This is a genomic window from Metabacillus sp. GQ13, from assembly GCF_059758525.1.
The window spans coordinates 115,234-140,936 of sequence record NZ_JCAXET010000008.1 but is presented as its reverse complement, the minus strand read 5'-3'; the positions used below and the strand labels follow the sequence as shown (position 1 = coordinate 140,936).

Here is a 25,703-nt window from a genome sequence, read left to right as displayed (position 1 = left end):
ATGACTCTTGAAACCATTCCTCTGCATTTCTTACATTTACCTTCCAATATAAGTCCGTGCTTTTCAGTCTTTGACCGTATAGTTCTCTATTTTAACGGTAGTTTTACAAGTTGAACACCATACATTTTGTTCTAGTTTTCGCAGTATATCCACTGGGATGGACATCCACTTCCTTTTAGCAACAAGTGAGATGACAACATCTTGGCTTGCAATGATTAAGCTCTAATTCAAGCAACTTTTTATCTTTTGACCCTGCAAGAATTTTCGCAAGCATCGCTCTACCGCCACTCATAATTAAGTCATCTGCACCTCTTAAGATAATCTTAATTTCATTGAGTGACAATGATTTTACGCCATTAGTTTCCAATGAATATTTAATTCTATTTGTTTTTTTACCCATTGTATTAAATCTCTCTTTCTCTACATAATGAATGTTATAAAAGGCTCTTTTCTTATAGCCTTTTATAAAAATGCCCTTTCCCTATATTATTGCCCTATATTATTTATATGTAAGAGTCTTTTTATTAAACATCTTCTTTGATACAACTTGCCATCAATCTATATCTACTACCTTAAACATTCAACAGCAATCCGAAAAATCCTTTTTCCTGTTATCGTTTACAATTAATTGTGGACATTCAAGAGAATTGTCATTAAAACATCTTAAAGCTTATTAATATCTACTATCTACATAATAGTAAAATAACTTATGACTCTCATTGGTATATTGCCTTTTATTTATGTATAGTAGCTTGTTGCTTTGTTTTCATTTGGGATTATTTTTTTCGAATGATATATTCAGAGTTATGAGAAGTTCAACCTCCATGATCGATCAATTCTTTCGTGGGATAGGAGATACGAAAACACCTATGATCAGTGCCATTATCGGGAATGTAGTCATGGCTTTTTAATATACGGGTTAACATATGGTAACTTTCGACTTCCTGAAATAGGGTTAGTCGGTGCTGGATTTGCTTTGTTAGTTGGCGAAATACTGACCCTGCTTTTTGACGGACTATTAAACTTCTATGCTAGTGGTCTTAGGGGAATTGGCGATACCTCCTTCCTATTAAGGACCTCTCTCATTCTTATCTGGTTGTTATTTAATCCATTTAGCTACGTTTTAACGTTTGTACTCGACCTTTCTTTTTAAGTCCTTTTGTTCATGTTCATTTACAATAAAAAAGGGTCGCCTCTTTTTTCACATGATATTAACTGTTTTGATAAATGAGGAATGAAAATAAGCTTTGATATAATTATTTAAAACACCGTCTGAATAAGTGACGGTGTTTTGATATTTAAAAGCATACTTAAACAATTTCATTGTGATCAACCCCACTTTTACTTTAGGTTGGATCCCTCAGAATATCGAGTAATTTTTGTGCCAGGATAGTAAAACTGGAGAATCTCTTTATATGTTTTTCCTGATTCCCCCATTACATTTGCCCCCCATTGGCTCATCCCCACACCATGCCCGTTTCCTCTTCCTGACATTGTGTAAATCTGATCTCTATAAATTAGGGAGTCAATCAAATAGCTTTTAAAATGAGTTCCGCCAATCATAGGGCGTATCTTATTTAACTGGACTTCATTAAGTGAAAATTCTTCGAATAAGACGGTCCCATCTAGTAATCGATGTAAAAACTCTACCTTAATCGATCCTTTGTCACTTCGTCTAGAGGACAGTTTTTGTTCAGTTAACTCAAACCTAGGAATAGCAAGGATTTTAATATCGCCTGGATAACCATTCTTTTGAAGATATTTTTTCATAGATAAAGCGATGTCCTGGTCCTTTTCCACTGTTTCATCCCACCAATTTGGGTGATCCCAGTTTACTTCCTCCAGATTGATTTGTGTGCGGTTAAAACGGAATTGCCAAGGTTGAATTGGGTCAAATGGGTCTTCTTTTATTGGGAAGTATACCATTGGTTTCCCCTTCCACACATGGGCATTGTTTTCAGTAATTCCCCCATTACTAGCAGAATAAAAGGCATCAATTAGCTGATTATTATGGGTGATGACCTCATCGGATGTTTCTGCAACTGCTTTTGTCGTGTTTTCATTCCAGGTGTATCCACCGTAAACTTGAAATTGTATGGTGTCATCAATCAGCTCTTTACTATGAGTAAAAGCATATGTTCGTGCGGCTAGTGCCTGTGCCTTTAACGCTTCAAGATCCCAAGTTGGAAATACCTCAAATGGGACGACACCTTTTAAATAATCCTCCATTGGCAACTGGTTGATTGGCCTAATGTTCCTTTTTTCCTCAACGACGATTTCCATCGCTCCTAAATACGGCCGGTCATTCACGTAGATCACATGGTTTTGATCATATGTTTCAGGAATTATCACAAGTGGATGATTAACCTTATGCTTCTTACCGTCTCCATCTAAGAAAAGTTCGCCCTTTTTTGCAGTTAAGAGATAGCGAATATCTTCTTTTAATGAAATAGTAGAATCAAGAGTGACATAATCTCCTTTCAAATGGAATTCAATCTTTTTCGTGTCTCCTAGATAATTAACTAATTTCACCTTTACTAGTTCTTCAGCGGCTATCTGAATTGGGTAAATAAAAGAAAAAATCAACAGGATAAGTAGAAATAAGTATCTCATATACCTAGCATTCCGTTATGAAAGGGAAATATTCCATGTTAATCATTGATAAAATAAACCATCATCTTCATCTGCACGATTTAGTAAACCTTCTAACTCTGAAATAAATGTCATTTGATGTTCACTTAGATTGGATGTAGGAATATTTGGTTCGGTGAGCTCTTTTTTCATGTGATACTCTTCAATGTTTAATTGAATGGTTAATGGTTCATTCACACCCGCTACATAGCCTTTTAGTATTTGTAAGGATCTCTCTTTATTCCCTGCTTCGATTGGTTCGTTCTCAGAGAAAATAAATTCCAGACCATATAATTCTTCTAGCTTTTCAACTGAATATAATGCATCTTGAAGTGCTTCATTTATTGATGTGAAATATATATGCGGATTACCTTTTATATTTTTTTCAATTGGATCACCTATCTCAACTGAATAAACAATCGCCATTTTGCACACCTCATTTTCTTTGCGTTTACGTTCATCCTTCACGAATATTCCTATTTTTAAACGAAAAACAAAGAAGTTAGATACAAAAAACACATCTGTATTGGTTAACAGATGTGCTTTTTTGTCAATCGCTATTTAACAATAAGGTTCAACTATTGCCTTAATTCTCTTAATTCCTTCCCATAAACTACCGGGACCATCATATACTAATGTTATTGGTCCATCATAATCACTGTTGCCAACAAGTGCTAAAGCCCTTTCATATTCTGCTTTATTAATTTGACCATCATCATCATAATTCGCTTTTGCATGTACAGATTCAGCGTATGGCAATAGAGTTTCAATTGAATGATATTTATCTACTGGTTTAAAGTTGCCAAAATCAACGGTTAAACCGATTTCACCTTGATGAAAATTTATCAATTCAAGACAATTTTCTTTCGTTGATGCGAGTGGTTTAAAATTCTCTGTTACAATACGAACACCAGTCGGTTCAGCATGATGAACAAGTTGTCTAAAGCTAATTTTTGCAGATTCAAGCGCATTGTGGTTGTCGGGTTGTCCCTCTCCAGCAACGACACGAACACTCTTTGCACCAACTATAGCTGCAATATCAATCCACTTTTTAATAAATTCGATATCAGATGTTCTCCGGGTTGGATCCTCATTACTAATATCGCCATAGTCAATAAGCAAGCAATGAAACGTAACACCTGACTTTTCAAAGGCATCCCTCAAATGGAGTAAATACTCCTGTTCTGTACTAGGAAAATGAAAGTGACAAACCTCCAAAGACTGAAAATTTTCTTCTGCGAGAATATAAGGCAATTGAAGCAATGTCGTGTTTTCAGGCTGATCTTCTATTCTTGTTGCTTGCGATTTGGCATTTTCATCCCAATATGTCCAGCGCAATGGACCTAACTCTCTATGTAGGCTCCATGTGGTTAATGATAAATGTGACAATTTTTTTGTTCCTCCTTTGTTTGATAAAGAAAGCTATTTTCGGGTCGCATGTTTTTTTCCAAATATTCACTTCTATACGTATTTACCCTTCTAAGGAGTTGAGCAACCAACTTTTCGAAAAGAGACTTACAATAGGATTCAACAAAGCTGCTAGAGGTTCCTTCTTTTTGTTTAAATGTGAGAAATGAGAGATGTAAGTACTTTCAAAGTAACTCTTTCAGGTACTTCCGAATTAGGATTTAGAGGGAATGATTAGATCCCAAATGTTCAGCTGAAAAAAACAGTTGATTTAAAACATTTATGGGGAATTTACAAGTGATATGTCCAAATTTCAATCGATTTCGAACGAATGTAAAAAACCTCTTGCAAATAACTCCCACATTTAAATGCTAAAAAACGTGCGACTGCATTAACAGTACACACGTTCCATTACTATGTCATAGCTTAGATAATAAACATCCCAATCACTAATGCCACGACAAATCCGACTAAACCGATAATCGTCTCCATAATCGTCCATGTTTTTAATGTGTCCTTCACACTCAATCCAAAGTAACGGCCTACTAACCAGAAACCAGAGTCATTTACATGTGAAAGCACCGTTGCACCGGAAGCTATCGAAATAACCAACAAGCCAAGTACTGGTCCTTCTAATTCTAAAATTTGAATCAGAGGGGCCATTAATCCTGCAGCCGTTACCATTGAAACAGTCGCCGAACCTTGTGCTACTCGTACAACTGCAGCTATTAGGAATGCCAACGCGATTGGCGGTAGAGCCGATCCTGCCATCATGTTACCAAGTACTTCACCAACACCTGAATCGATTAATACTTGTTTGAAAACCCCACCTGCACCTGTTACTAGAATGATAATACCAGCTGGTTCTAACGCTTTTGTTGCAATATCTTGTACTTCTTGACGTGAATATCCACGTTTTGTTCCTAGGAAAATAAATGTTAGGATCGTTGCGATTGTTAAGGCAACAAATGGATGACCTAAAAATGTTAATATTTCTCTAGCGATAGCCCCTTCTTCTAGAAGAACCCCTGAAACCGTATTCAGTAGAATCAAAACTAACGGAATCATAATCAATGAAGCAATCAGTTTAAAGCTAGGTAATTCTTTATCATATTCAATTTCTTCAAGATTCATGTATTCAGGTACTAGAACATGAATTTTTTTCGAGATAAATTTAGCAAAAAGTGGTCCTGCTAAAATCATAGCTGGAATACCTGCAATGGTACCAAACAAAATAACCCAACCTAGATCTGCACCAATTAAATCAGCAACTGCGATAGGCCCTGGTGTTGGAGGAATAAAACTGTGTGTAACAGCTAGACCTGCTAATAAGGGAATACCATAGTATAATAACGACTTTCCTGTCTTCTTAGCTAGCCCATAAACAATTGGAACAAGTATGATAAAACCAACATCAAAGAATACTGGGATAGCTACTAGGAAGCCTGTAATTCCTAAGGCCCATTGTGACTTGTCCTCTCCAAATTTTTTGATTAACGTTTGTGCCAAACGTTCTGCTCCACCTGAAACTTCAAGCATCTGTCCGAACATTGCGCCTAAACCAACGACAACTGCAACAAAACCGAGGGTACCTCCCATCCCGTTTTGCATCGAGGTTACTACTTCATTTAATGGCATACCTGCTAATATACCAACAATTAAACTGACTAATAATAACGCAACAAATGCGTGTAATTTCGTTCGGATGACTAAATATAATAAAATAAAAATTCCTGCTAAAGCAATGAGTATTAACATTTGATCTGACATATAGACACTACCTCTCTAGTTGATAAACTATTTTCTATGTTATTAGTCCCTTTTTTCAATCGCATGGCCACCAAATTCATTACGCAGTGCAGCGACAACTTTACCAGAAAATGTGTCTGACTCCAATGATCGATATCTCATCATCAATGCCATCGTGATCACTGGTGTGGAAGCTTGGAGATCTAATGCTGTTTCAACTGTCCACTTTCCTTCACCCGATGAATGCATAACCCCTTTAATCTCCTCTAGGTTTTGATCCTTCGAGAAGGCGTTTTCAGTTAGTTCCATTAACCAAGAGCGAATCACAGAACCATTATTCCACACTTTGGCAACCTTTTCATATTCAAAGTCAAAGGGACTTTTTTCTAAAAGATCAAACCCTTCAGCGATCGCTTGCATCATACCGTATTCAATTCCATTGTGCACCATCTTTAAGAAATGACCACTTCCTGCTTGTCCAGAGTAAAGATAACCATCTGTAACAGTAATGTCACGGAAAATTGGTTCGATTTCAGTGAATACTTCTTGATTTCCACCAATCATAGTACATGCTCCATTACGAGCACCTTCTACACCACCACTAGTACCACAATCGAAAAAGTAAACTCCGACTTTCTCACTTTGCTCATTTCTTTTAATCGAATCTTTATAATGAGCATTTCCCCCATCTATGATTCTATCTCCTTCATCTAAGATAGAAAGAACTGTCTCAAACACAGATTGTGTGGCATCACCAGCTGGTACCATTAGCCAAACTGTTCTAGGTTTGGATAGTCTGTTAACCAATTGTTCAATTGTCTCAGCAGTTTTTGCACCTTCTGCGGAAATTTTTTTCATCGACTCTTCATTTACATCATTCGCCACCACAGTATATTTCTTTTCTAGGAGATTAAGAGTTAACTGATAACCCATCTTTCCTAGTCCTATCATTCCAATTTCCATGACAATCATCCAATCTTGTACGAAATAAAATTTCTTGATATCTTTATTATAAGAAAAAAAATTCTTTTTGCAAGCGATTCCAGAAAAATATTTTTTCTTTTCTCTATTTCTAGTATAATAAAAAGAAAGCCCTATCAGGAGAGATATAGATGAAAAAAACACAACAACCTTGTCTAGTCAGTGTTCGTAACCTCTATCCTAAATTCAGTGTCACGGAAAGAAAGATTGCTGACTATATCTTAAAATATCCGCATAAAATTATTCATTCTTCAATAAATCAATTAGCAGAGGATTTAAACGTGGCCGATTCTACGGTATTTCGTTTTTGTAAACGGATTGGCTATAAGGGCTATCAGGCGATGAAAATTGCTCTAGCATCTGAAATTGTTTCTCCCTTACAGGATATTCATGAAAGCATCAATGAAGGAGATTCAGCAGATACGATTGCTTCAAACGTCTTTCGCGCAAATGTAAAAACAATTGAAGATACATTAATGATCTTTAATGAAGAACAAATGCAGTCAGCTGTTGATTCAATCCTTGCTGCTGATTCGATAGAATTCTTTGGAAGTGGTGGTTCAAGTATTATAGCAATGGATGCTTACCATAAATTAATACGTACCGGATTAAGAGTGCATTCGGTTATTGACACTCATTTCCAGCTCATGTCAGCCTCTCAATTAAAAGAAACGGATGTTGCCGTATTCATTTCTCATTCTGGCTCGTCAAAGGATATTTTGCATATTTTAAATGTAGTTAAATCCACTGGCGCAAAGACGATTGCAATCACTAACTATGCAAAATCACCATTAAGCGCAGCCGTTGATATCCCGCTTTATACGGTTTCTGAAGAAACTGAGTTCCGCTCTGAAGCTCTATCATCACGGATTGCTCAGTTAACCTTAATTGATGTCATCTATGTAAATATCCTAATGAAGAGAGGAATCGAAGGTCAAACAGCTCTTAAAAAGATGCGTGAAGCGATCACTGTTAAACGGATTTAAATAGAAATCACCTTATTGAAACATTCTTAAAAAAATCTATGGACCCAAAAAGGCATTGTTCAGAGTAACAATGCCTTTTATTTTATGAACAAAAAGATAGTAGCCTTGATTAATCCTATTCTTTTGACAAGTTAATCTATAAATTCCAGCCTAAAATTTATCATTTGGCAGTAACGATTTTTAAGGTAAATTTAGCCTTACCTTTATTTACTCATCTTTATATTTAATCTTGTACACCTTCCTAACCTCTGTATCAAAAGAGATTAAACGTTCATTTATCTGGGAAATCTTAATTGGTATTCTGTCACACTCAATTGTTAAAGAAGAATCAGAAGCTAATGTACAGCGATTACCTTGTTGTGATAATATTGTCGCCTTGAGTAGTTTGCTATTCTTCCAATTCAGATCCACGACAAAGCCTCCACGTGCACGAATACCACGAATTCTTCCGTAGGCCCATTCGTTAGGTAATGCAGGTAGAAGTTCGATTTTCCCACTATGAGATTGGATGAGCATTTCAGCAATGCCTGCTGTGAAACCAAAGTTTCCATCAATTTGGAACGGCGGGTGGGCATCAAAAAGGTTTGGATAGACACCTCCGACTTGGTGATTTTCGGGATTATCATTCACAATCTTAAGCAAATTTGTAATGAACTTCATGGCTCTGTTTCCATCTTTAAACCTTGCCCATAAATTCATTTTCCAAGCTAAGCTCCACCCGGTACCAACATCTCCTCTTCTTTCTAGAGATTTTCGTGCAGCAGCATATAGTTCAGGTGTATCTTCTTCGGTAAGCTGATTTCCTGGGTATACCCCAAATAAGTGGGATACATGTCGATGCTGATGATCTTCATCTTCCCAATCCTTAAACCATTCCTGAAGCTGACCATGCTTCCCAATTTGCAGTGGAAATAGTTTTTTCAAAGAATTCTTTAGCTCATAGCAAAATTCGTCATCTACCTTTAATGCAGTTGCTGCAGAAATACAATTTAAAAAAAGATCTGTAATGAGAGAAATATCCATTGTAGTCGCTTTGCTAACCGCAGATAATTGTCCATCCTCTGTTCTAAATTTATGTTCAGGTGAAGTTGAAGGTACGGTCACAAGTGTTCCATCCTCATCCTCTACTAACCAATCTAAACAAAACAGTGCTGCTTCTTTCATGATAGGATACGCCCTATCTTCTAAGAACTTCATGTCCTGTCCGAATGAATAATGCTCCCATAAATGTTGACATAACCAAGCAGCTCCTAGCGGCCAAAACGCCCAAACTGGATCACCATGTCCAAATGCACCAACTGGGGCAGATTGTCTCCATAAATCAACATTATGATGGGCTGTCCATCCTCGGCATCCATAATTTACTTCAGCCGTATTCTGTCCTGTAGTAGATAAATCTTCGATCAGATCAAATAGTGGCTCATGACATTCTGTTAGATTGCAAGTTTCTATCGGCCAATAATTCATTTCGGTATTAATATTTATCGTCCAGTTACTACTCCACGGTGGCTGCAGAGATTCATTCCAAATCCCTTGTAGATTTGCAGGTTGAGTTCCAGGCCTTGAACTAGAAACCATTAAATAACGACCATACTGAAATAATAACTCAATAAGACCAGTATCCGTTGCACCATATTTTTCAATTCGTTTATCGGTTGGCAAATCATTCGTTTCTTTAATTGTGGATCCTATTTCAAACGAGACTCTATTCATTAATGCTTTCATATCATGAATATGTGTATCATAAATAGCTTTATATGTTTTTGTCATTGCCATATATAAATGATTGTTTGCTATTTTAGAAGGGTCTCTTTCCTCTATTATTGGCATTTGTTCAAAGCCATTAAAACTTGTAGCAGCAGAAAAAAACAGAGTTACTCCTGTAGCTTCCTGTACATGAATACCATTCTTATCAATTTGAAATGAGCCATCATCCATCTTGACACTTAGTTGTGCTTCAAAGACTATTGCCTTAGATTCCTCATGTTCTCTATGAGTCATTTGTTCAGCCACGTAGTAGTTAGGATCTGTATTTTCTGGGCACTTACCGTTGAGAATGAACCTCTCATTTAGATGTGATACTTCAGAGGATAACAAACTAGTTAAAGTAGCTCTGAAATCTAATGCTCCTTTTTCACTTGAACTAAGGCGGACAACAATGACTTGGTCAGGAAAAGATGAGAAAATTTCACGAGTATAGGTTATACCATCAACAGAATAAACCACTCGTGCTATACCCTCTTCGATATCAAGCGACCGTTCATAGGAATCTACTTTTCCGACTTTACTAAAATGTAAATGAAGATCGCATAGTGGTAAATAACTTTGTGTATAAGGTCCTAACATCTCTTTACAAAGTTGATCAGCTTGTAGATAGTCTCCCTTAAATATCAAGCTTCTAACCTTTGGTAAAACTTCTTTTGCACGAGGATTATTCCAATCCTTTGGACTACCAGACCATAGTGTATCTTCATTACATTGGATACGTTCTTGCTCCACGCGACCAAAAATCATGGCCCCCATTCTCCCATTCCCAATCGGTAAAGCATCTGTCCAGTTCTTTGCTGGTTCTTGATACCATAATCTCACGTTAATCAACTCCTAATTTGGTCCTACATTCAATTAATGATTTGTCTGCCACTATCTACTTATAGTTAAAATACCTACCTATGATAGAATCTTTTAGTCATAGGTAGGTTTCTTTTATCTGATGAAGAAACTAATCTTTACTATATTACTGGTATTTACTCAAATGCTCCTTTTACCTTTTTATATTTTTCATTTGCCCATTTCTCTAATTCTTCTAAACCAATTTTTTCTGCTTGTTTAACCATATTGTTAAATGCCTTTTCTGCTTCTTCATCTGATTTGGCTAAAAATACTTTTGCTTCTTCATTTGTAATCATATTTTCAATATTCGTTGCTATTACTTGCTCTTTAGAATCGGCTTTTGGTTCAACCAGTCCAACCGCTGGCTTCCATTCGGCAATACTTGTGAAAACCTCTTGGGCTTTAGTTGTTTCTGAGTCTGGTTGGTAATTGAATAATGCTTCTGATACTGCACTACCACTTAATAATCCCCACCAATAACTACCTTTCTGCTGTTGGAGTTTCTGATCTTGCTTATCAAAGGTAAACTCTGGGTAACCTTCATTATTCCAATTCCAATCTTTCCCTTCAATACCCCAAAATGCTGTTTTATTCCCATCGTCAGAGAAAAGATATTCCATAAACTTTATCGATGCATCTGGATTTTTATTGTTTTTTGTAATAAAAACCCCAGACCATCCAGAGTTATATTGGTAGCTCTTAGCATCATCAGTTAACATGTTTGAAAGTTGAATAAAGGTAAAATCCTTATCTTCAATTTCAGCGTTTAATCGATCAGCACTATTTGTCATCCAAGAATATGCAAATGCTTTACCACCAGTAACTAGTTGTTTCGCTTGATCTTCACTTTTATAGGCATAATTTTCAGCCAGAATATAACCCTTTCGATATAACGTGTTCATATATTTATACATTTCTAGTAACTCTGGTTGTCTTAAAGCATGCATCAGACCCCCTTCTTTTTCAACGAATCCATCGATAGCCGCACCAAATTGAGTTGCAAAATAACCCTTTGTCCAGGTTGGTGTTATTGCAAAAACCAGTGGCGTCATATCTGGAGATGTTTCTTTTACCATCCCTAGTACATGATCTAAATCTTCTAGATTTTCAATTTTCGGATCTCCTAATTCTTCTAATAAATCCTTTCGTAGTGCCAATCCCGGACCACTTATAAGTGCTTTCCCTTCATGTTCAGCCCATTCATCTTCAGGAGAAAAATTGTTTCGTATGGTATAAAACTTTCCATCTGAAGCAGTATTTGCACCTATTTTGTCGGGGTGTAAGCTGAAATCAGGTGCATGTTCTTTAATTAATTCATCCCATGGATAACTTAAATTAGGATCAGACAATCTTTGGAACTCATTACTTGTATAAATTAAATCTGGTAAATCACCTGATGCAATCATTAGTGGTAATTGTTTTTCATCTGTCGCTACAGTAATATTTAATTTGACTCCTGTTTTAGTAGTGATTTCTTCTGGAATCTCACCTGAAAAATCTTTTAACGGCCACCATGAATGATCTATAAACATATCTAATTCAACAATATCATCGGTAGATCCTTCTATATTTGGCTGTTTTTCTGAAGAACTGCTTGAATCCTCTGCTGTTGAATTCCCCTGTTGACTACAACCGACAATCATAAAAATGCTCAATAATAATACAAACGATATAAACCACAATTTATTTTGCTTTATTCTCACTCGAAATCCCCCTTTAATAGATGCTTTGTACCATTTATCTTAAAGCGTTCTTGCTTTAAAATCATTTACCCTTTAACTGAACCAAGCATAATTCCTTTTACAAAATGCTTTTGTAAAAAAGGATAGATACAAATGATTGGCGCTATCGCAATAACCATCGCTGTTACCTGAACCGAGAATTGGGTAACAGTTAATGACGCTGTAAATTGGGCTGCTTGCGTATCAGTAGATATCATTGCTTGATTAATAACTTGGATCATTCGATAGGCAAGTGTTCTTAAATTTTCATCTTGAACAAAATAAGCTGAATCTAACCAAGAATTCCAGTGACCAGTACCGACAAATAAACTCATTGTTGCCAACAAAGGTTTAGAAAGTGGTAAAATGATCTTCCCGAAAATTTGCAGTTCATTTGCACCATCCATTCTAGCCGACTCACCAAGTTCAGCAGGAATCTCTCTAAAAAATGAAACTGCGACCAAAACGAAGAATATATTTAGCATTGTCGGGATGATATAAACCCCAAATGTATTTAATAACCCTAACCCTCTTAAAACGACATAATAGGTAATAAGTCCTCCTGAGAAATTCATTGCTATAATGATGACCAGAAAATAAAATTTCTTAAACATTAAGTCCTTTTTTGCCAGACCATAAGCGACCATCGTCGTAAATAATACCCCTAGTAATGTTCCAATAACTGTCCTAACCACAGATACAAAAAATGCTTTGATCCATTGTGGATCTTTGAAAAAGAAAATATAGTTATCTAACGTAAACTCTCGTGGCCATAAATAAACGCCACCCATGATTGTGTCTTTTCCTTCATTTAAGGAAATAATGATAATATAATAGAATGGGTACAGTGTGACAATTGATATAAGAATGAGTAAAAAGTAGTTAACACTATCAACAATCCGATCTTCAGATGTTCTCCGTTTCAACACGTTCCCCCCTTAAAACAAACTTGAACCCGATACTTTTTTAGCTATATAGTTACTTACTAGAATTAAGGTAACAGAGATAATCGATTGAATAAGATCAATAGCCGTCGCAAACGCGAATCTTCCTTGTGCCAAACCAACATTAAACGCATAAGTCTGTATAATCTGTGAGGTATCACTGTTTAATGGATTTCCTAATAGAAATGCCTGCTCGAAATTAGAACCCACTAACCCTCCACCTAACATGTTTCCAATTGCTAAAATTAATACAATAATTACAGAGCCCTTAATTCCCGGTAAAGTAACATGCCATATTCTCTTTAATCGACTCGCTCCGTCCATTTCTGCTGCTTCATATAAGGAAGGGGCAATTCCGGCTATAGAGGCTAGAAAGATAATCGTCCACCACCCGGCTTCCTTCCAAACAGCTGTACTAATAGCTAATCCCCAGAAGGAATTAGGATCAGTCAATATTTGCAATGGTTCATCGATGATATGAAGTTTGAGAAGTAAATGATTAATCACCCCTGTATCAGTTGAAAAAAATGCAAAGGCGATTCCAACAACAACGACCCAAGAAATAAAATGGGGTAAATAGCTAACAGTTTGCACAACCCTTTTGAAATAAGTGTTATTTACCTCATTTAACATAATGGCTAACATAATTGGAATTGGAAATGTGAACACTAATTTCAAAATACTTAGCATTAATGTATTTCGTACAAGACTAGGAAAATTATAGTCTGCAAAAAATTCTTTGAAGTATCTTAAACCAGCCCATTCACTTGTAAAAATACCAGAGATTCCTGAAGTAATTTGATAATCTTTGAAGGCAATGATGATCCCAAACATTGGAGTGAAGGAAAATACTAAGAGAAATAGCAACCCCAGACCAACAAATAGGTGGAATGTGAATTCTCCCTTAAAGCGCTTCCAAATTGTTTTTTTCTGTATGTCTATCATGAGTTTATGACTAGAATGTACAGGATTTGATTTCATAAATTGGCCTCCTTTCTTTATATACATATACTATTTGAAAATTCCGTTACTTTATAGAGTCAAATTTCAAGGTGAAGTTGTCATTTTTTAAGATGGACAATTTTAAGAAAATTCTCGGTATGATCTAGGGGTTTGACCTGCATATTTTTTAAATACTTTATAAAAATGCTCTTTATTTTCATAACCAACCAGCAAAGCTACTTTGTGAATCGGAAGTTCCGTATTCCTTTTTAACATCTGCTTGGCCTTTTCAATTCGGAATGTATGAAGATAATGAATGAATTTTTCTCCTGTCTCTTTCCTAAACAAAGAGCTTAAATATGTTGGATGTAATTTCACGGATTCAGCTAATTGATCCAGACAGAGGTCTTGGTCATAATTTGTGTGAATAAAATCCAATACTTCTCTAATATGTCGACAATAGCTAGCCCCTTCTGTCTGCTTATGAAAACGATTTAATTTTGCATCTGCTTCACTAGCTAGTTCAAGGTAAAGCTTATGAATGATTGTGAGAATTTCAGTCTTGTTCAATGGTTTCAAAAAATAGTCAATTACTCCATACCTAAGGGCTTGAAGCGCATATTCGAAATAATCGTATCCGGTTAAGATAACGAAGTGGTTACATAGATGTAGCTGTTTCATGTTTTTTATCAATTCTAATCCCGTCATTTCAGGCATGTTTATATCTGTAATTAATAGATCTGGTTTAAAGGTCTGCGATTTTTGTAATGCTTCAACACCGTCATTTGCAGCCTCCAATTCTAGGTGTAATGAAGTGTCTCTTTTGAGGATCGTTATAAGTCCCTTTAAAATAATCGGCTCATCATCCACTACTAGTATCTTCATCTACCTAACTCCCCTTTTGTAATGTAAGTACACATCGGGTTCCTTCACCAAAGTTGCTATCAATTGTTAAGAATGACTTTTCTCCATTAAAAAGTCGGAGGCGTTCACTAACATTAAATAGTGCTAGACCACCATCATTTGTTTGAAATTCACTTATTTCTATATAGCCACTTAACATGTTGTTGATCATTTCCAGCCTTGGTTTTGAAATACCTTTTCCGTTATCAATGACTTCCACGATAATCATGTCCGATGTTTCTTTCACACGAATCATCAACTTTCCAAGACCACGTGATTTTGCCAACCCATGAACAAGACTATTTTCTACAATTGGTTGGAGAATAAATCGAGGACATAGAAATTGTTCTAAATGTAGTTCTACATCGACATCAAATTGATAGTGCAGTCTCTCGCCCATCCGTTTTTTATGAACTTTTAAGTAGTTTTGAACATGATGAAGTTCTTCTGCTAAGCTTGCTTCGTTTTTTTTAGGGGAAAGACTATATCTCATTAATTCGCCAAAGGTATAGGCTATTTCAGATACTTCTACATCATTATTAACCTCAGCGAGCATTCTTATTGTTTCGAGTGTGTTGTAAATAAAATGTGGGTTTATTTGTGATTGTAAAGCTAAATATTCAGCTTCTTTTCTCATTAATTCTTCTGCTTGAACCTTGTTAACTAGATGCTCTATTCTCTTAAGCATTGAATTATATGAAGATGTTAAATAGCCAATTTCATCACGTTCACTAGAAGCTATATACTCAGAAAAATTATTCCTATCAATTGTCCGCATATGAGTAGCTAATCTAAGAATCCTTCGAGAAATAGAAGTAGACAGTAAATAATAAACAGCTGAAAGAGTAAGCAAAAGAAATAGGAGAATAAACAATAAATGATTCCTACCATTCTTGTAATCAGCGAATATTGTATCGGCATTTCCTATTTTAATAAAGTAGGTACTTAAATCCTCGATGTAGATAGAGTTCACTAAAAGATCTTCTCCTTTGATAAAAAACTCATTATCATCAACATAGCTAAATTGTTTAAGTGCCCTCCTATTGATTGTTCGTTTTCTGATTGACTTATCACTTTCATATAGAATATCTCCTTCCTTTGACATCAGGATAATTGAATCATTATCTGGTTTACTTAGATTTGAGATAAAGTCTGCAAGTAAATGATTTTGGACAGTTGTTTTCAATATACCTAAATGCGCCGTATATGTTCGATTGTAAATCCTTTGATAAAAAGATAAAGTTGGTAGGATAGTAGACTGATTATTTGGGTCTACCTTCCAGTAACCCTCCCCATACGTTTTAGCGGGTAATTGTTTGTCTAATTTATTATGTTCTCGATCATCATGGATGATTTCTGGTGCATAGCCCTTTACATTATTTTGACTAACATAAACAGTTAAATTATCCGCAAAAGGTTGTGCTGTCAGGATTTGAGAAAACAAAGGTCTTATATCCTTTAAAAAGAAATAAATACTCTCACTATCTGATTCATGAAATCCACTCAAATACTCGATAAAGTTTGTATTATATTGCAGTAGTTGATAAGTAGATTCGACCTGAGCAAAATTAATTTTTAAATCACTATAGGACTTTTGTAAATATTGTTGTCTTTCCTTTGAATATTTCTCTATCCAATCATTGTAAAATTGATTATAAAAGAAATAACTAATCAATGAAAAAGGAATAAAAATAATAACAACATATCCGATGATTAATTTCTTTATAATGCTACTATTGGTAAGGTTATTCACTGCTTTTTTTACGGTTTTATACATCTTTTACCCACTTTTCTTCTTTCAGAAATCATTTGATAAAACGCTTACATTTATTTATCTAGCATCTATTTTAATATAGAATATCCAGCTTTTTAGTAGTCATTTTCAAGATTAACTGTTCTTTTTCACTTTTTAGTTTTAGAGGATTTTTTTGAGATTATTTTTCAATTAAATATAGCCTGCTTTCTAATATAGAAAACAGGCTTTTTTGCTGTAATTCTTTTTACTTAGCTTGTTTGATACTTGTTGTTCTTGTCAATTAGCGAATCGCAAGTTTACTATTTTGCACGACATCTAACCATTCTCTTGCGATTAGTTCATGTCCTGCTGGTGTTGGATGAACCCCGTCCCATAACCAAAAAGATGGTTCTGCGCGAGTGCATGCTTCATCAAAAGACTTTTGTAATGGTACAAATACAGCATTAAATTCGTCAGATAGAGTATGAGCGATTTCTTGATAGGTTTGCAATCGATCCTGCCAAGCTTCCCACTTCTCACTCGTAGCACCTGTATTAAGAATAAACGGTTCACAAATAACGATACCCGTTTCTGGTAGAACCTCTCTTGTTTCTGCTAACAAATGTCGATATGCTCGTTCAAAACGATCTGTCACTCCACTTGGTTCCATTGACATAGTTCGCCAAGCATCGTTAACACCAATTAAAAAGCTAATCAAATTCGGCTTCAAGCTAATCGCATCTTCATTCCAACGTGCATACAAATCAGATACGCGATCACCACTAATTCCCCTATTGATAAACTGAGGGTTCTTCTCTGCTAGATCATAGCTTAACTTACCAGAAATAATAAATGGATAACTGTCTCCAAGAAGATGACTTGGATCTTGATTACGTGACCGTGCTCCATCTGTAATCGAATCGCCTTGAAATAAAATGACTTGGTTATTGTCGTTCATCGTTAATACCTTCCTCTCTCTTAACCTGTTTACATAGTGGATTATGACAGAATTTATATTCAATATGTGTCGCATTTTGTAGAATCGCTTGGAAAAATATGATCGTATGAAAAAGCCCACTCCATTTCCTTCTGGTGAGGGGCTGATGATTAAGCGTTCACTATACATAGTGAGAGGTGGAAAACGAATCCTAAATGAAACAATTATTTTATTTTTTTACTTAAGCCATGCCAGCAATAGTCTACATTCTCAGCCTTTTTTGTTATATATTGTAAAAGCCAACCAGCGATGTCGCGTACACTTCTATCAATTTCATCCAATGGGACAATGCCCCTGCCCATTTCTAACAATATCAGAACAACCGTTGTACCAGTGACTTGTTCTGCATGACAGATTTCATCGATTTGACCAATGAAAAATAACCGAACCTCATCAAGGTTTGCGGAAATAGTGAGCTCCTCTTTGATCCACTTTTCCCAGCCCTCGAAAACAAGGACTGTATCTGGCTCGATCTGACGTTTCCAATTCGTGAATATAGCTTTATCATAAGCACTATGCCATGTTATTGTAGAATATCGTTGCCTGATAATTGATCTTTTTCCTGAATAGGCACCTCCAATAATGAGTTGCATAACCATTTCCCCCCTTGATGTTGAAGTGATAGCCGATAGCCCTTGGCATGTTGGATCGGTAGTTCCCATAATGTCTTAGTTACGGCAAATTTCATTAAAATAGCTCGAATGACTCCACCATGTGTCGAGATAAGTACGTTGTTTCTTGTCTTTTTCTTTAATAAAAGTAGTTCTTCTAGAAATGAAATGATTCGCTCGTTAAATTGTCCGGAGGTTTCTCCATTTGGTGGAGCTACCAGTTCCCAATCATTTAGCCACTTCTGATAGTAGCTATCATCTTTTAATTGTTCATAGGTCAAACCTTCCCAATCACCAAAATGAAGTTCCCTTAAACGTTGATCAATACAAACTTGATTTTTATCAGTTAAATATTGAAACGTTTCTAAGCATCGTTTGAGATCACTCGAATAGCAATAGTCAAATGATATCCTATTCATTGTATTTCGTAATGGATTTAATCTATGTAACTCACCTTCTAGCAATGGTTCATCAGAATGACCCAAGTACCTTTTTTCTTTATTCCAATTTGTTACCCCATGACGAACCAAGTATACATCCATAGAATGAAAAGTCCCCATAATTCTCCTCCTTCAATTGATGCACCGAGAACATCACCATTTATTCCTTTAAAATGTTTCATAATCCATGATCTGAGAATGAGAAAAAAGATGATATATGAACAAAAGATGATAAGCATCTGTGGAAAGATAAGTGTATATAGTAGAACAATTATCGTACTTAACCCTACTTGCCACTTCCCAATATGCTGCTTCCACTGAAAGGCTAGTCCCTCCTGCTTCATTACAGGTAGATGATAGAGTAAGTAAAGGGGAACTAAGCGACTGCATGCTGGAATCAGGATAATAAAAAGGACTAGCTCATGGAGTTTTATTTCTTGCTGTGAAATAATCGCAAACAACAATGCGAATTTCCATACAAGATGAAAGATGATGGTCAGTGCTGCAAAACTCCCCACTTGTGGGTCCTTCATAATTTCACGTTTTCTTTCTAGTGGAGCATTAGAACCCACTGCATCAGCTACATCCATTAATCCATCTAAATGGAGTCCACCTGTTAGAAACACCCACAGTGTTATCAGGACCAACGCAACCATCCATGCAGGTATAAACGACTCCGTTAGCGTTAATGTCAAAGCTAATATACTTCCAATAATTAGACCAACAATTGCAAAGGATGATAATGCCCCTTTAATTGAACCTTTTTCCCATGGACACTCAATTGGAATTGGAATCCTCGTTAAAAATTGTATCGATAAAATAAACCCTTGAATAGTTTGCTTCATTTGATCACCCCTTCCATTGTATTGGAATTCCAGCGATTACTTGAAAGACTGATTCTGCGTTTGCGGTAATAGTTCGATGCACTTGTTCTAAAGTGTAGATGTATTCGTGAACCATCATATGATCAATTGGCATTCCTTCATTTAGATCATTAGAAACGATGATTAACTCTATTTGCTTTAGCCTTGAAATCTGTATCCACTTAGACACAGATGCCTTTATATTTGCTAGATCGGCGTTTCCCTTATACATCATGTTATTTAACCAAACTGTTAAGCAATCCACCAAGACAATATCCTTAGCTTTTGTGTTTTCTAAGATTGTTGATATATCAAGTGGTGCCTCAACCGTCTTCCATATTGGCTCTCGTTCTTTAATATGACGGTTTATTCGTGCTTCCATTTCCTGATCAGTACGTTCTGCAGTAGCAATATAGAGTAATGATGAATGATTAACTCTCTTATATAAGTTGAGTGCATACTCTTCAGCAAATGAACTTTTTCCTGAACGTGCTCCTCCAGAGATAAACGAGATCAAGACCGTTGCTTCCAACGACGTAATATGTCTAACAAATAGGTATTTTCTTGTTCACTCCGAACGGCAAATCGTAAATACCTGCCTTCAAGACCATAAAAGGTATGGGTATGTCGAGGAATAATGTTATTCGCTAATAAAAAGTGAAGCAAGTGTTCAGTATCGACTTGTTGATCTTGATCCTTTAGTAAATAAAAATTAACTAGGGTAGGTGAATAATAGAAGCCTAAATTTGTCAGCTCAGAAGTGATCCTTGCTAACTGTTTTTGCAACCACAATTTTGTTTCATCGACAAATACAGTTTGTTTGAATATGGTCGGTAATAACGCAATAACGACTCCATTTATACTCCAAGGAATTTGGTTTTTTTTCAAGCGGGTAATGGTGTTCATACTTGCTGTCACATACCCTAGACGCAAACTAGGTATCGCATAAATTTTCGTCAACGATCGTAGTAAGATTAAATTAGGATATCTTTCGATTAATCCTGATAAATCTGGTACTTCAGTTGGTAGAAAGTGAATAAATGCTTCATCCACAACAATTGTCGTTTGACAAGTCAAACCTTTTTCAAGAATGACTATTATATCTTCAAAATCAACGACTGTACCTGTTGGGTTATTTGGGCGGCATAAAAAGACGATGTCTATGTCCTCTATTTTATTGATAACTTTTTCAAGGGGAAAAGAAAAATCTTGGTTCAATGAAAGTTGTGAGACAGATAAGCCATAAACCTCACATGCGCGTTTGTATTCAGAAAAAGTTGGTTCGATAATGAGTGCCTTTTTCCCAGTAAACAATTGGGCAACTAAAAATATCGCTTCAGAACCACCATTTGTTAATAGAACTTGTTCATCTAACAAATGCTCTTGTATCGCAACTAGCTTTGTTGCCTGTTCATATTGTGGGTCTGGGTATTTATCAAATTGAGTAAACACCTCAGATAAGCTTTCTGATACCTGTTCTGGGGGACCTAGAGGATTAATATTTGCACTGAAATCATAGTATGATTGCCCTTCAATTATTCCATGTAACTCTAGAATTCTATTAGGTTGTCCCCCGTGTTCTGGCCATTTCATCGTTTTGTACACCTTCCTTCTCTATAGGCTAATAACAAGAATAAAAAGGATGAGCATAAAGGTAATCCATGCACCATTCATGTAAATAATCGAATTCCGAATATCCTTTGGCACCAATACTCGTATGGGATTACCCATGGTCGCTCGATGGGAGGCAAGCCCTTGGTAGTAATTTAATCCCCCTAATTCAACACCTAATAGTCCAGCAGTCATTGCTTCCGGCCATCCACTATTTGGACTCGGATGCTTTTTGGCATCACGTAATGTTACCACAAGCCCATTTCGTTTTTTTGCATGGGGAATCAGCCAAGAAAATAACCAAATACAAAGGGCAGTTAATCGTGCAGGAACCCAATTTACTAAATCATCTAATCTTGCTGATGCCCAGCCGAATTGTCGATATCTATCATTTTTATAACCGACCATTGAATCTAATGTATTAATAGCTCGATACGCCATCGCTAATGGTGCACCGCCGATTAATCCCCAAAATAATGGAGCAATAATCGCATCAACTGTATTCTCAGCTACTGTTTCTACCGTTCCACGTACGACTTCCTGGGTTGGCAAATCTTCGGTATCACGACCCACAATATAACTTAGCTTTTTTCGTGCTAACGGTAAATCCTTATTTTTTAAAGGTATCGCAACATCCTTTGCAGCTCTCTGTAAACCTTTAATAGCAATCGTTGTTGAGATGAAATAGATCTCAATAAATAAAGCGACAAATGGATGGATTAATCCGGCAATTGATAAAATCATTTTCATACAAATAAATGTTCCGATTACAATCATAATTGTTAACATGGTGCCTTTAAGTTTACGTAACTTCCCACTATTTAAGGTTTTCTCAACTTTACTAATCACCTTGCCTATAATAATGACTGGATGGGGTAGCCACCTTGGATCACCAATTAATAAATCAAGGATAATGGCAGCTAGGATTACATAAAAATAAAAAACAATCACAGTTGTCATTGCTTTTCACATCGAATCTTATTGTTAGTTACCGCTTCTATTATTGTTTTATATACGGTTATCCCTATTGCCTTTCCAATCACAGTTCCTGAACCTGCATAAGGTGTTAGTTCTCCAAGTTGTGTCGTAGCAATAAGCGTACTATCTGTTGATGTTCCTGTAGCAACCGTTTGGCTGTGAGGATCTTTAATCTGTAAATCATGAAATGCTTTTGTCTTTGCCTCAGTAGCAGATTGGATCGCATTCACTAGTGCACCATCTGTTAAATGAGCATTGAGGAAGACCATGATATTTACCGTGCCAATTTGAAAGCTTGTAGTGATTCGGGAATGATCAGTAATATCAACTGCATTACCAACACCGGCTGTAGTGACAACTAAAATCTCTACCCCTTCTTTTTCTTCGTGAACAATACTCCTATCTTGAAGGATAGCTGCCGTCATCATACCTACTGTATTATGCTCACTTATTTTCACTAGTTCTAGCCAATTAATAATATCTTTCTTTGGGTCGCTACTATGATAATCTTTATCTACATGGAAATTACAAAAATGATTACACCAAGTAAGACCATCACCAAGAACGCTATTTGAAATTGTTCTTAATGGATGATTAAATCCAATATGTATAAAGTGTTCCGTTTGTTTTATCGCAAAATTCATTTCTTTATTTAGCATAGTTGCTACGTGATAAGGAACAACGGTAATTTGTGGTTTTGGCACTACAGGGTGTTGGATATTTTTGATTGCCACTTCATACACTTCTTGAAGTTGATCTTCCTTTTGCAATACCGAGAGATCACTGGATTCTATGATTTTCCCTTCGTTCATAAGAACAACTTTATCCGCAAAAAGGGCTGCTGTATTTAAATCATGCAGAATCGCAACTATCGTTAATTGGTGCTTACGTTGGTAGTCTTTAATTTGGAGCAACATTTCGACTGTATGCTTAATATCTAAATGATTTGTTGGCTCATCTAAAAAGAGGATCTTCGGTTCTTGAGCCAAGGCTTTTGCTAATAATACCCGTTGTTTTTCCCCACCACTTAATTTGTTAAAAGGCTGCTTGCGAAATTGTAAAACATTCGTTTGCTTCATAACCTCTTCGACGATTTGATAATCTCTTTTAGAAATGTGTTTGATTATCCCTTTTTGGTGAGGATATCTTCCTAATAAAACTATTTCTTCGACTAAAAAGTCAAAGTCAATTTGGACTTCCTGTGATAAAACAGCCATCATTTTGGCACGTGCTTGAGTCGATAAATCACGTAGAGATTGATTAAAGATAGAAATTGTACCTTTTTGAGATGGTAACACTCCTGTTAATAATTTTATCAGCGTTGTTTTACCGCTTCCATTTGGACCGATTATCGCGTAGAAATGACTTGTTTCAATCGTAAGCGATAAATCGTGAATAATCATTTTTTGCTGATAACCACCAGAAAGGTTTTTTATGTCAATCATGTTTATCCCCTTCCAACGCGTTCTTTTATTAATAATAACCCAAAGATAGGTGCTCCAATTAATGCGGTAATGACGCCGATTGGTAATTCACTTGGTGCAATAATCGTTCTTGCGATTAGATCAGCTAAGATGAGATATCCTCCACCAACCAACATTGAGAGCGGTAAAACAAGCTTATGATTCGGGCCAACTACTAATCTGATAAAATGAGGAATGACCAAACCTACAAAACCAATTGCACCAGATACAGCAACTGCTGCACCTGTCAGTAAAGACGCTCCGACTAAGATGTATATTTTTCCGTGTTGGACATTTACACCTAAGTGTTCTGCAGATTCTTCACCAAGTGCAAAGGCATTTAATTCTCGCGAACGGACAAGTAACAAAAAGGAACCGATTAGAAAGAAGGGAATGATTAATTTAACATGACTCCAGCCTCTCATTCCGATATTCCCCATTAACCAATAGAGGATCTGACCTGTATCTTCGCGTGAGCTTAACGAAATGATAAGCGAAATAACTGCTCCTAAAAATGAGCTGACAATAATCCCTGCCAAAATAATGGTCTCAATAGATAACTTGCGATTAGCAAAATGAGTAACAGCAAAAACCATGACCATCGTCAAGAATCCACATAAAATCGCAATCACAGGTAACGTATATCCACCTAAAAAGGTAAATGATAACTGAAAATAAAGGACACTAACAGCCCCTAAAGAAGCACCTGAAGAAACACCAATTGTATAAGGATCAGCGAGCGGGTTTCTGAGGAGTCCTTGAAAAGCTGCACCTGCAAGTGAAAGAGCTGCACCTACAAAGAATGCCAATAGTACACGTGGTAAACGAATTTCCCAAATAATTCTTTCTGCGACATCAGGAATCGTTTTATTAAAAATGGTCTGGTTAAACAAATTTGATGTAATCGTGTCAATTATGACCGGAATCGGATAGTGAACACTACTAATAAATAAACCAAGGAGAGCTGTACTAAGTACAAACCCTCCGCTTAAAAGATACACCCATAAAATTTTATTCGCCAAAAACGTCCGGATAAATGAGTTTTGCAAGCGTCTCAACTCCATCAATTAGTCTTGGCCCAGGTCTTGTCACCATATCATTTTCAACATCAAAAACTTGTTCATTTTTAATTGCGGGTACTTCTCCCCAGCCTGCACGGTTTAATACTTGTTCTGAAGGATTTTCAACATAATACCCATAAGTGGTAATGATGACATCTGGATTCAATGTAACTATCTCTTCTTCTGTCATCTTAACCCAGCCTGTTTGCTCACCGGCAGTATTTATAGCATTGATTGTTTCTAACATTTCATGCATGAATGTATTTTGACCAGTTGTAAAAATATCTGGTGCCGGGGAAACTTCAACCCATACGCGTTTCTTCTCCGTTACCTCTTTAGCCTTTTCAGATATCTCGCTCAAACGACTTTTCATATCAGCTATCATTTTTTCGGCTTCACCTGTTGCACCAACTACTTCACCCACTAAGGTAATTGTTTCATAGACATCATCTAAAGATGCAGCATCTCCCACAACAAGAACATCACTTCCTGCTTCTTTAAATTGCTTTAAGATATCCTGATTATTTTCGTGATGGAAATTTGTAACCAAGATAAGATCTGGTTGTAATGCTAAGACTTTTTCTACATTTATTTCCTGACCGCCTACTTTTTCAATCGCTTCAACCTCAGCTGGATAATTACTGAAGTCATCAACCCCAACTAGCTTTTCTCCTTGACCTAAGGCAAAAGTAATTTCCGTATTACTTGGAATGAAAGATACGATTGTTTCCGGTTCTGAATCGATTGTAACCTCGTCCCCACTACCATCTACGACAGTTACTGGAAATGCTTGTTCACTATTTGTTTCATTTGTGTCCTTAGTTTCCACCTTACTGACTCCGTCTTTTTCTTTCTCCTCTGTTGCGCTACAACCAATTGTGAAAACGACCATTAATGCAAACAGTAGGTTTAGCAAAAACCATTTTTTCTTTGTTCCTGTCAATCTTTTCAACTCCCCATTTTTAATAATAGTAAGTCTTCCCAATAAGGTGGCAAGATCTATGTACTGTAAACTGTCCTATAATTGAAGAAAACATTACTATTGTTTTTTGTCTAGTCGCTGTTGTTCC

The 25,703-nt window shown here is 36.2% G+C and carries 23 protein-coding genes; 1 reads left to right on the top strand and 22 read right to left on the bottom strand.

Annotated features, from left to right (window positions below; genetic code table 11):
• Positions 1 to 175 precede the first annotated feature (175 nt).
• The 6 genes from AC6CHR_RS11865 to gnd form a co-directional block, all read right to left on the bottom strand.
• Positions 176 to 400, bottom strand: coding sequence for a hypothetical protein (locus AC6CHR_RS11865; RefSeq protein WP_498248967.1), 225 nt, complete (start codon positions 398 to 400; stop codon positions 176 to 178).
• A 941-nt stretch (positions 401 to 1,341) separates the two neighbouring features.
• Positions 1,342 to 2,532 carry a SpoIID/LytB domain-containing protein gene (locus AC6CHR_RS11860; protein ID WP_498248966.1) on the bottom strand — a complete coding sequence of 397 codons (1,191 nt, stop codon included), beginning with the start codon at positions 2,530 to 2,532 and terminating at the stop codon, positions 1,342 to 1,344.
• Positions 2,533 to 2,655: 123 nt separating this feature from the next.
• Complete coding sequence (locus AC6CHR_RS11855) at positions 2,656 to 3,057, bottom strand: hypothetical protein (protein WP_498248965.1); 402 nt, start codon at positions 3,055 to 3,057, stop codon at positions 2,656 to 2,658.
• Between the two features lie 135 nt (positions 3,058 to 3,192).
• Positions 3,193 to 4,020 carry a sugar phosphate isomerase/epimerase family protein gene (locus AC6CHR_RS11850; RefSeq protein ID WP_498248964.1) on the bottom strand — a complete coding sequence of 276 codons (828 nt, stop codon included), beginning with the start codon at positions 4,018 to 4,020 and terminating at the stop codon, positions 3,193 to 3,195.
• A 444-nt stretch (positions 4,021 to 4,464) separates the two neighbouring features.
• Positions 4,465 to 5,808, bottom strand: coding sequence for a GntP family permease (locus tag AC6CHR_RS11845; protein WP_498248963.1), 1,344 nt, complete (start codon positions 5,806 to 5,808; stop codon positions 4,465 to 4,467).
• A gap of 42 nt (positions 5,809 to 5,850) precedes the next feature.
• Complete coding sequence (gene gnd / locus AC6CHR_RS11840) at positions 5,851 to 6,750, bottom strand: phosphogluconate dehydrogenase (NAD(+)-dependent, decarboxylating) (RefSeq protein ID WP_498248962.1); 900 nt, start codon at positions 6,748 to 6,750, stop codon at positions 5,851 to 5,853.
• A gap of 149 nt (positions 6,751 to 6,899) precedes the next feature.
• On the opposite strand from gnd, the gene AC6CHR_RS11835 reads away from it, so the two are divergent.
• The gene (locus AC6CHR_RS11835) at positions 6,900 to 7,754 is read left to right on the top strand and encodes a MurR/RpiR family transcriptional regulator (RefSeq protein WP_498248961.1); all 855 of its coding nucleotides are present in this window, start codon (positions 6,900 to 6,902) and stop codon (positions 7,752 to 7,754) included.
• Positions 7,755 to 7,961: 207 nt separating this feature from the next.
• Here AC6CHR_RS11835 and AC6CHR_RS11830 read toward each other — a convergent pair whose 3' ends face one another.
• The 16 genes from AC6CHR_RS11830 to AC6CHR_RS11755 form a co-directional block, all read right to left on the bottom strand.
• Positions 7,962 to 10,343, bottom strand: a complete 2,382-nt coding sequence (locus AC6CHR_RS11830) for a glycoside hydrolase family 95 protein (RefSeq protein ID WP_498248960.1) — start codon at positions 10,341 to 10,343, stop codon at positions 7,962 to 7,964.
• Positions 10,344 to 10,498: 155 nt separating this feature from the next.
• Entirely contained in the window at positions 10,499 to 12,067 is a 1,569-nt protein-coding gene (locus AC6CHR_RS11825; RefSeq protein ID WP_498248959.1) for an extracellular solute-binding protein, read from the bottom strand.
• 65 nt (positions 12,068 to 12,132) lie between these two features.
• Positions 12,133 to 13,014, bottom strand: a complete 882-nt coding sequence (locus tag AC6CHR_RS11820) for a carbohydrate ABC transporter permease (RefSeq protein WP_498248958.1) — start codon at positions 13,012 to 13,014, stop codon at positions 12,133 to 12,135.
• A gap of 9 nt (positions 13,015 to 13,023) precedes the next feature.
• Positions 13,024 to 14,010, bottom strand: a complete 987-nt coding sequence (locus tag AC6CHR_RS11815) for an ABC transporter permease (protein ID WP_498248957.1) — start codon at positions 14,008 to 14,010, stop codon at positions 13,024 to 13,026.
• Between the two features lie 102 nt (positions 14,011 to 14,112).
• Positions 14,113 to 14,856, bottom strand: a complete 744-nt coding sequence (locus tag AC6CHR_RS11810) for a response regulator transcription factor (RefSeq protein WP_498248956.1) — start codon at positions 14,854 to 14,856, stop codon at positions 14,113 to 14,115.
• A 4-nt stretch (positions 14,857 to 14,860) separates the two neighbouring features.
• Positions 14,861 to 16,651: a sensor histidine kinase gene (locus tag AC6CHR_RS11805; RefSeq protein WP_498248955.1), complete on the bottom strand. Its 1,791-nt coding sequence runs from the start codon at positions 16,649 to 16,651 to the stop codon at positions 14,861 to 14,863.
• A gap of 259 nt (positions 16,652 to 16,910) precedes the next feature.
• Positions 16,911 to 17,567: an SGNH/GDSL hydrolase family protein gene (locus AC6CHR_RS11800; RefSeq protein ID WP_498248954.1), complete on the bottom strand. Its 657-nt coding sequence runs from the start codon at positions 17,565 to 17,567 to the stop codon at positions 16,911 to 16,913.
• A 203-nt stretch (positions 17,568 to 17,770) separates the two neighbouring features.
• Positions 17,771 to 18,199, bottom strand: coding sequence for a bifunctional adenosylcobinamide kinase/adenosylcobinamide-phosphate guanylyltransferase (locus AC6CHR_RS11795; RefSeq protein ID WP_498248952.1), 429 nt, complete (start codon positions 18,197 to 18,199; stop codon positions 17,771 to 17,773).
• On the bottom strand, positions 18,130 to 18,777 hold the full coding sequence (locus AC6CHR_RS11790) for a histidine phosphatase family protein (protein WP_498248950.1): 648 nt from the start codon (positions 18,775 to 18,777) through the stop codon (positions 18,130 to 18,132). Before AC6CHR_RS11790 ends, AC6CHR_RS11795 begins: the two co-directional genes overlap by 70 nt.
• Positions 18,729 to 19,502 carry an adenosylcobinamide-GDP ribazoletransferase gene (gene cobS / locus AC6CHR_RS11785; RefSeq protein ID WP_498248949.1) on the bottom strand — a complete coding sequence of 258 codons (774 nt, stop codon included), beginning with the start codon at positions 19,500 to 19,502 and terminating at the stop codon, positions 18,729 to 18,731. The genes AC6CHR_RS11790 and cobS overlap by 49 nt, the downstream gene beginning before the upstream one ends.
• Positions 19,503 to 19,506: 4 nt before the next feature.
• Positions 19,507 to 20,052 carry a bifunctional adenosylcobinamide kinase/adenosylcobinamide-phosphate guanylyltransferase gene (locus AC6CHR_RS11780; RefSeq protein ID WP_498248948.1) on the bottom strand — a complete coding sequence of 182 codons (546 nt, stop codon included), beginning with the start codon at positions 20,050 to 20,052 and terminating at the stop codon, positions 19,507 to 19,509.
• Entirely contained in the window at positions 20,034 to 21,113 is a 1,080-nt protein-coding gene (locus AC6CHR_RS11775) for a pyridoxal phosphate-dependent aminotransferase (protein WP_498248947.1), read from the bottom strand. The genes AC6CHR_RS11780 and AC6CHR_RS11775 overlap by 19 nt, the downstream gene beginning before the upstream one ends.
• 21 nt (positions 21,114 to 21,134) lie before the next feature.
• A complete protein-coding gene (gene cbiB / locus AC6CHR_RS11770) occupies positions 21,135 to 22,091 on the bottom strand; it encodes an adenosylcobinamide-phosphate synthase CbiB (RefSeq protein ID WP_498248946.1) in 957 nt (318 codons plus the stop codon).
• Positions 22,088 to 23,554 (bottom strand): adenosylcobinamide amidohydrolase, encoded by a 1,467-nt coding sequence (locus AC6CHR_RS11765; protein ID WP_498248945.1) that lies wholly within the window; start codon positions 23,552 to 23,554, stop codon positions 22,088 to 22,090. The genes cbiB and AC6CHR_RS11765 overlap by 4 nt, the downstream gene beginning before the upstream one ends.
• Before the next feature lie 2 nt (positions 23,555 to 23,556).
• Positions 23,557 to 24,621 carry a FecCD family ABC transporter permease gene (locus AC6CHR_RS11760; protein WP_498249143.1) on the bottom strand — a complete coding sequence of 355 codons (1,065 nt, stop codon included), beginning with the start codon at positions 24,619 to 24,621 and terminating at the stop codon, positions 23,557 to 23,559.
• Positions 24,584 to 25,525, bottom strand: coding sequence for an ABC transporter substrate-binding protein (locus AC6CHR_RS11755; protein WP_498249142.1), 942 nt, complete (start codon positions 25,523 to 25,525; stop codon positions 24,584 to 24,586). Before AC6CHR_RS11755 ends, AC6CHR_RS11760 begins: the two co-directional genes overlap by 38 nt.
• Positions 25,526 to 25,703: the final 178 nt, after the last annotated feature.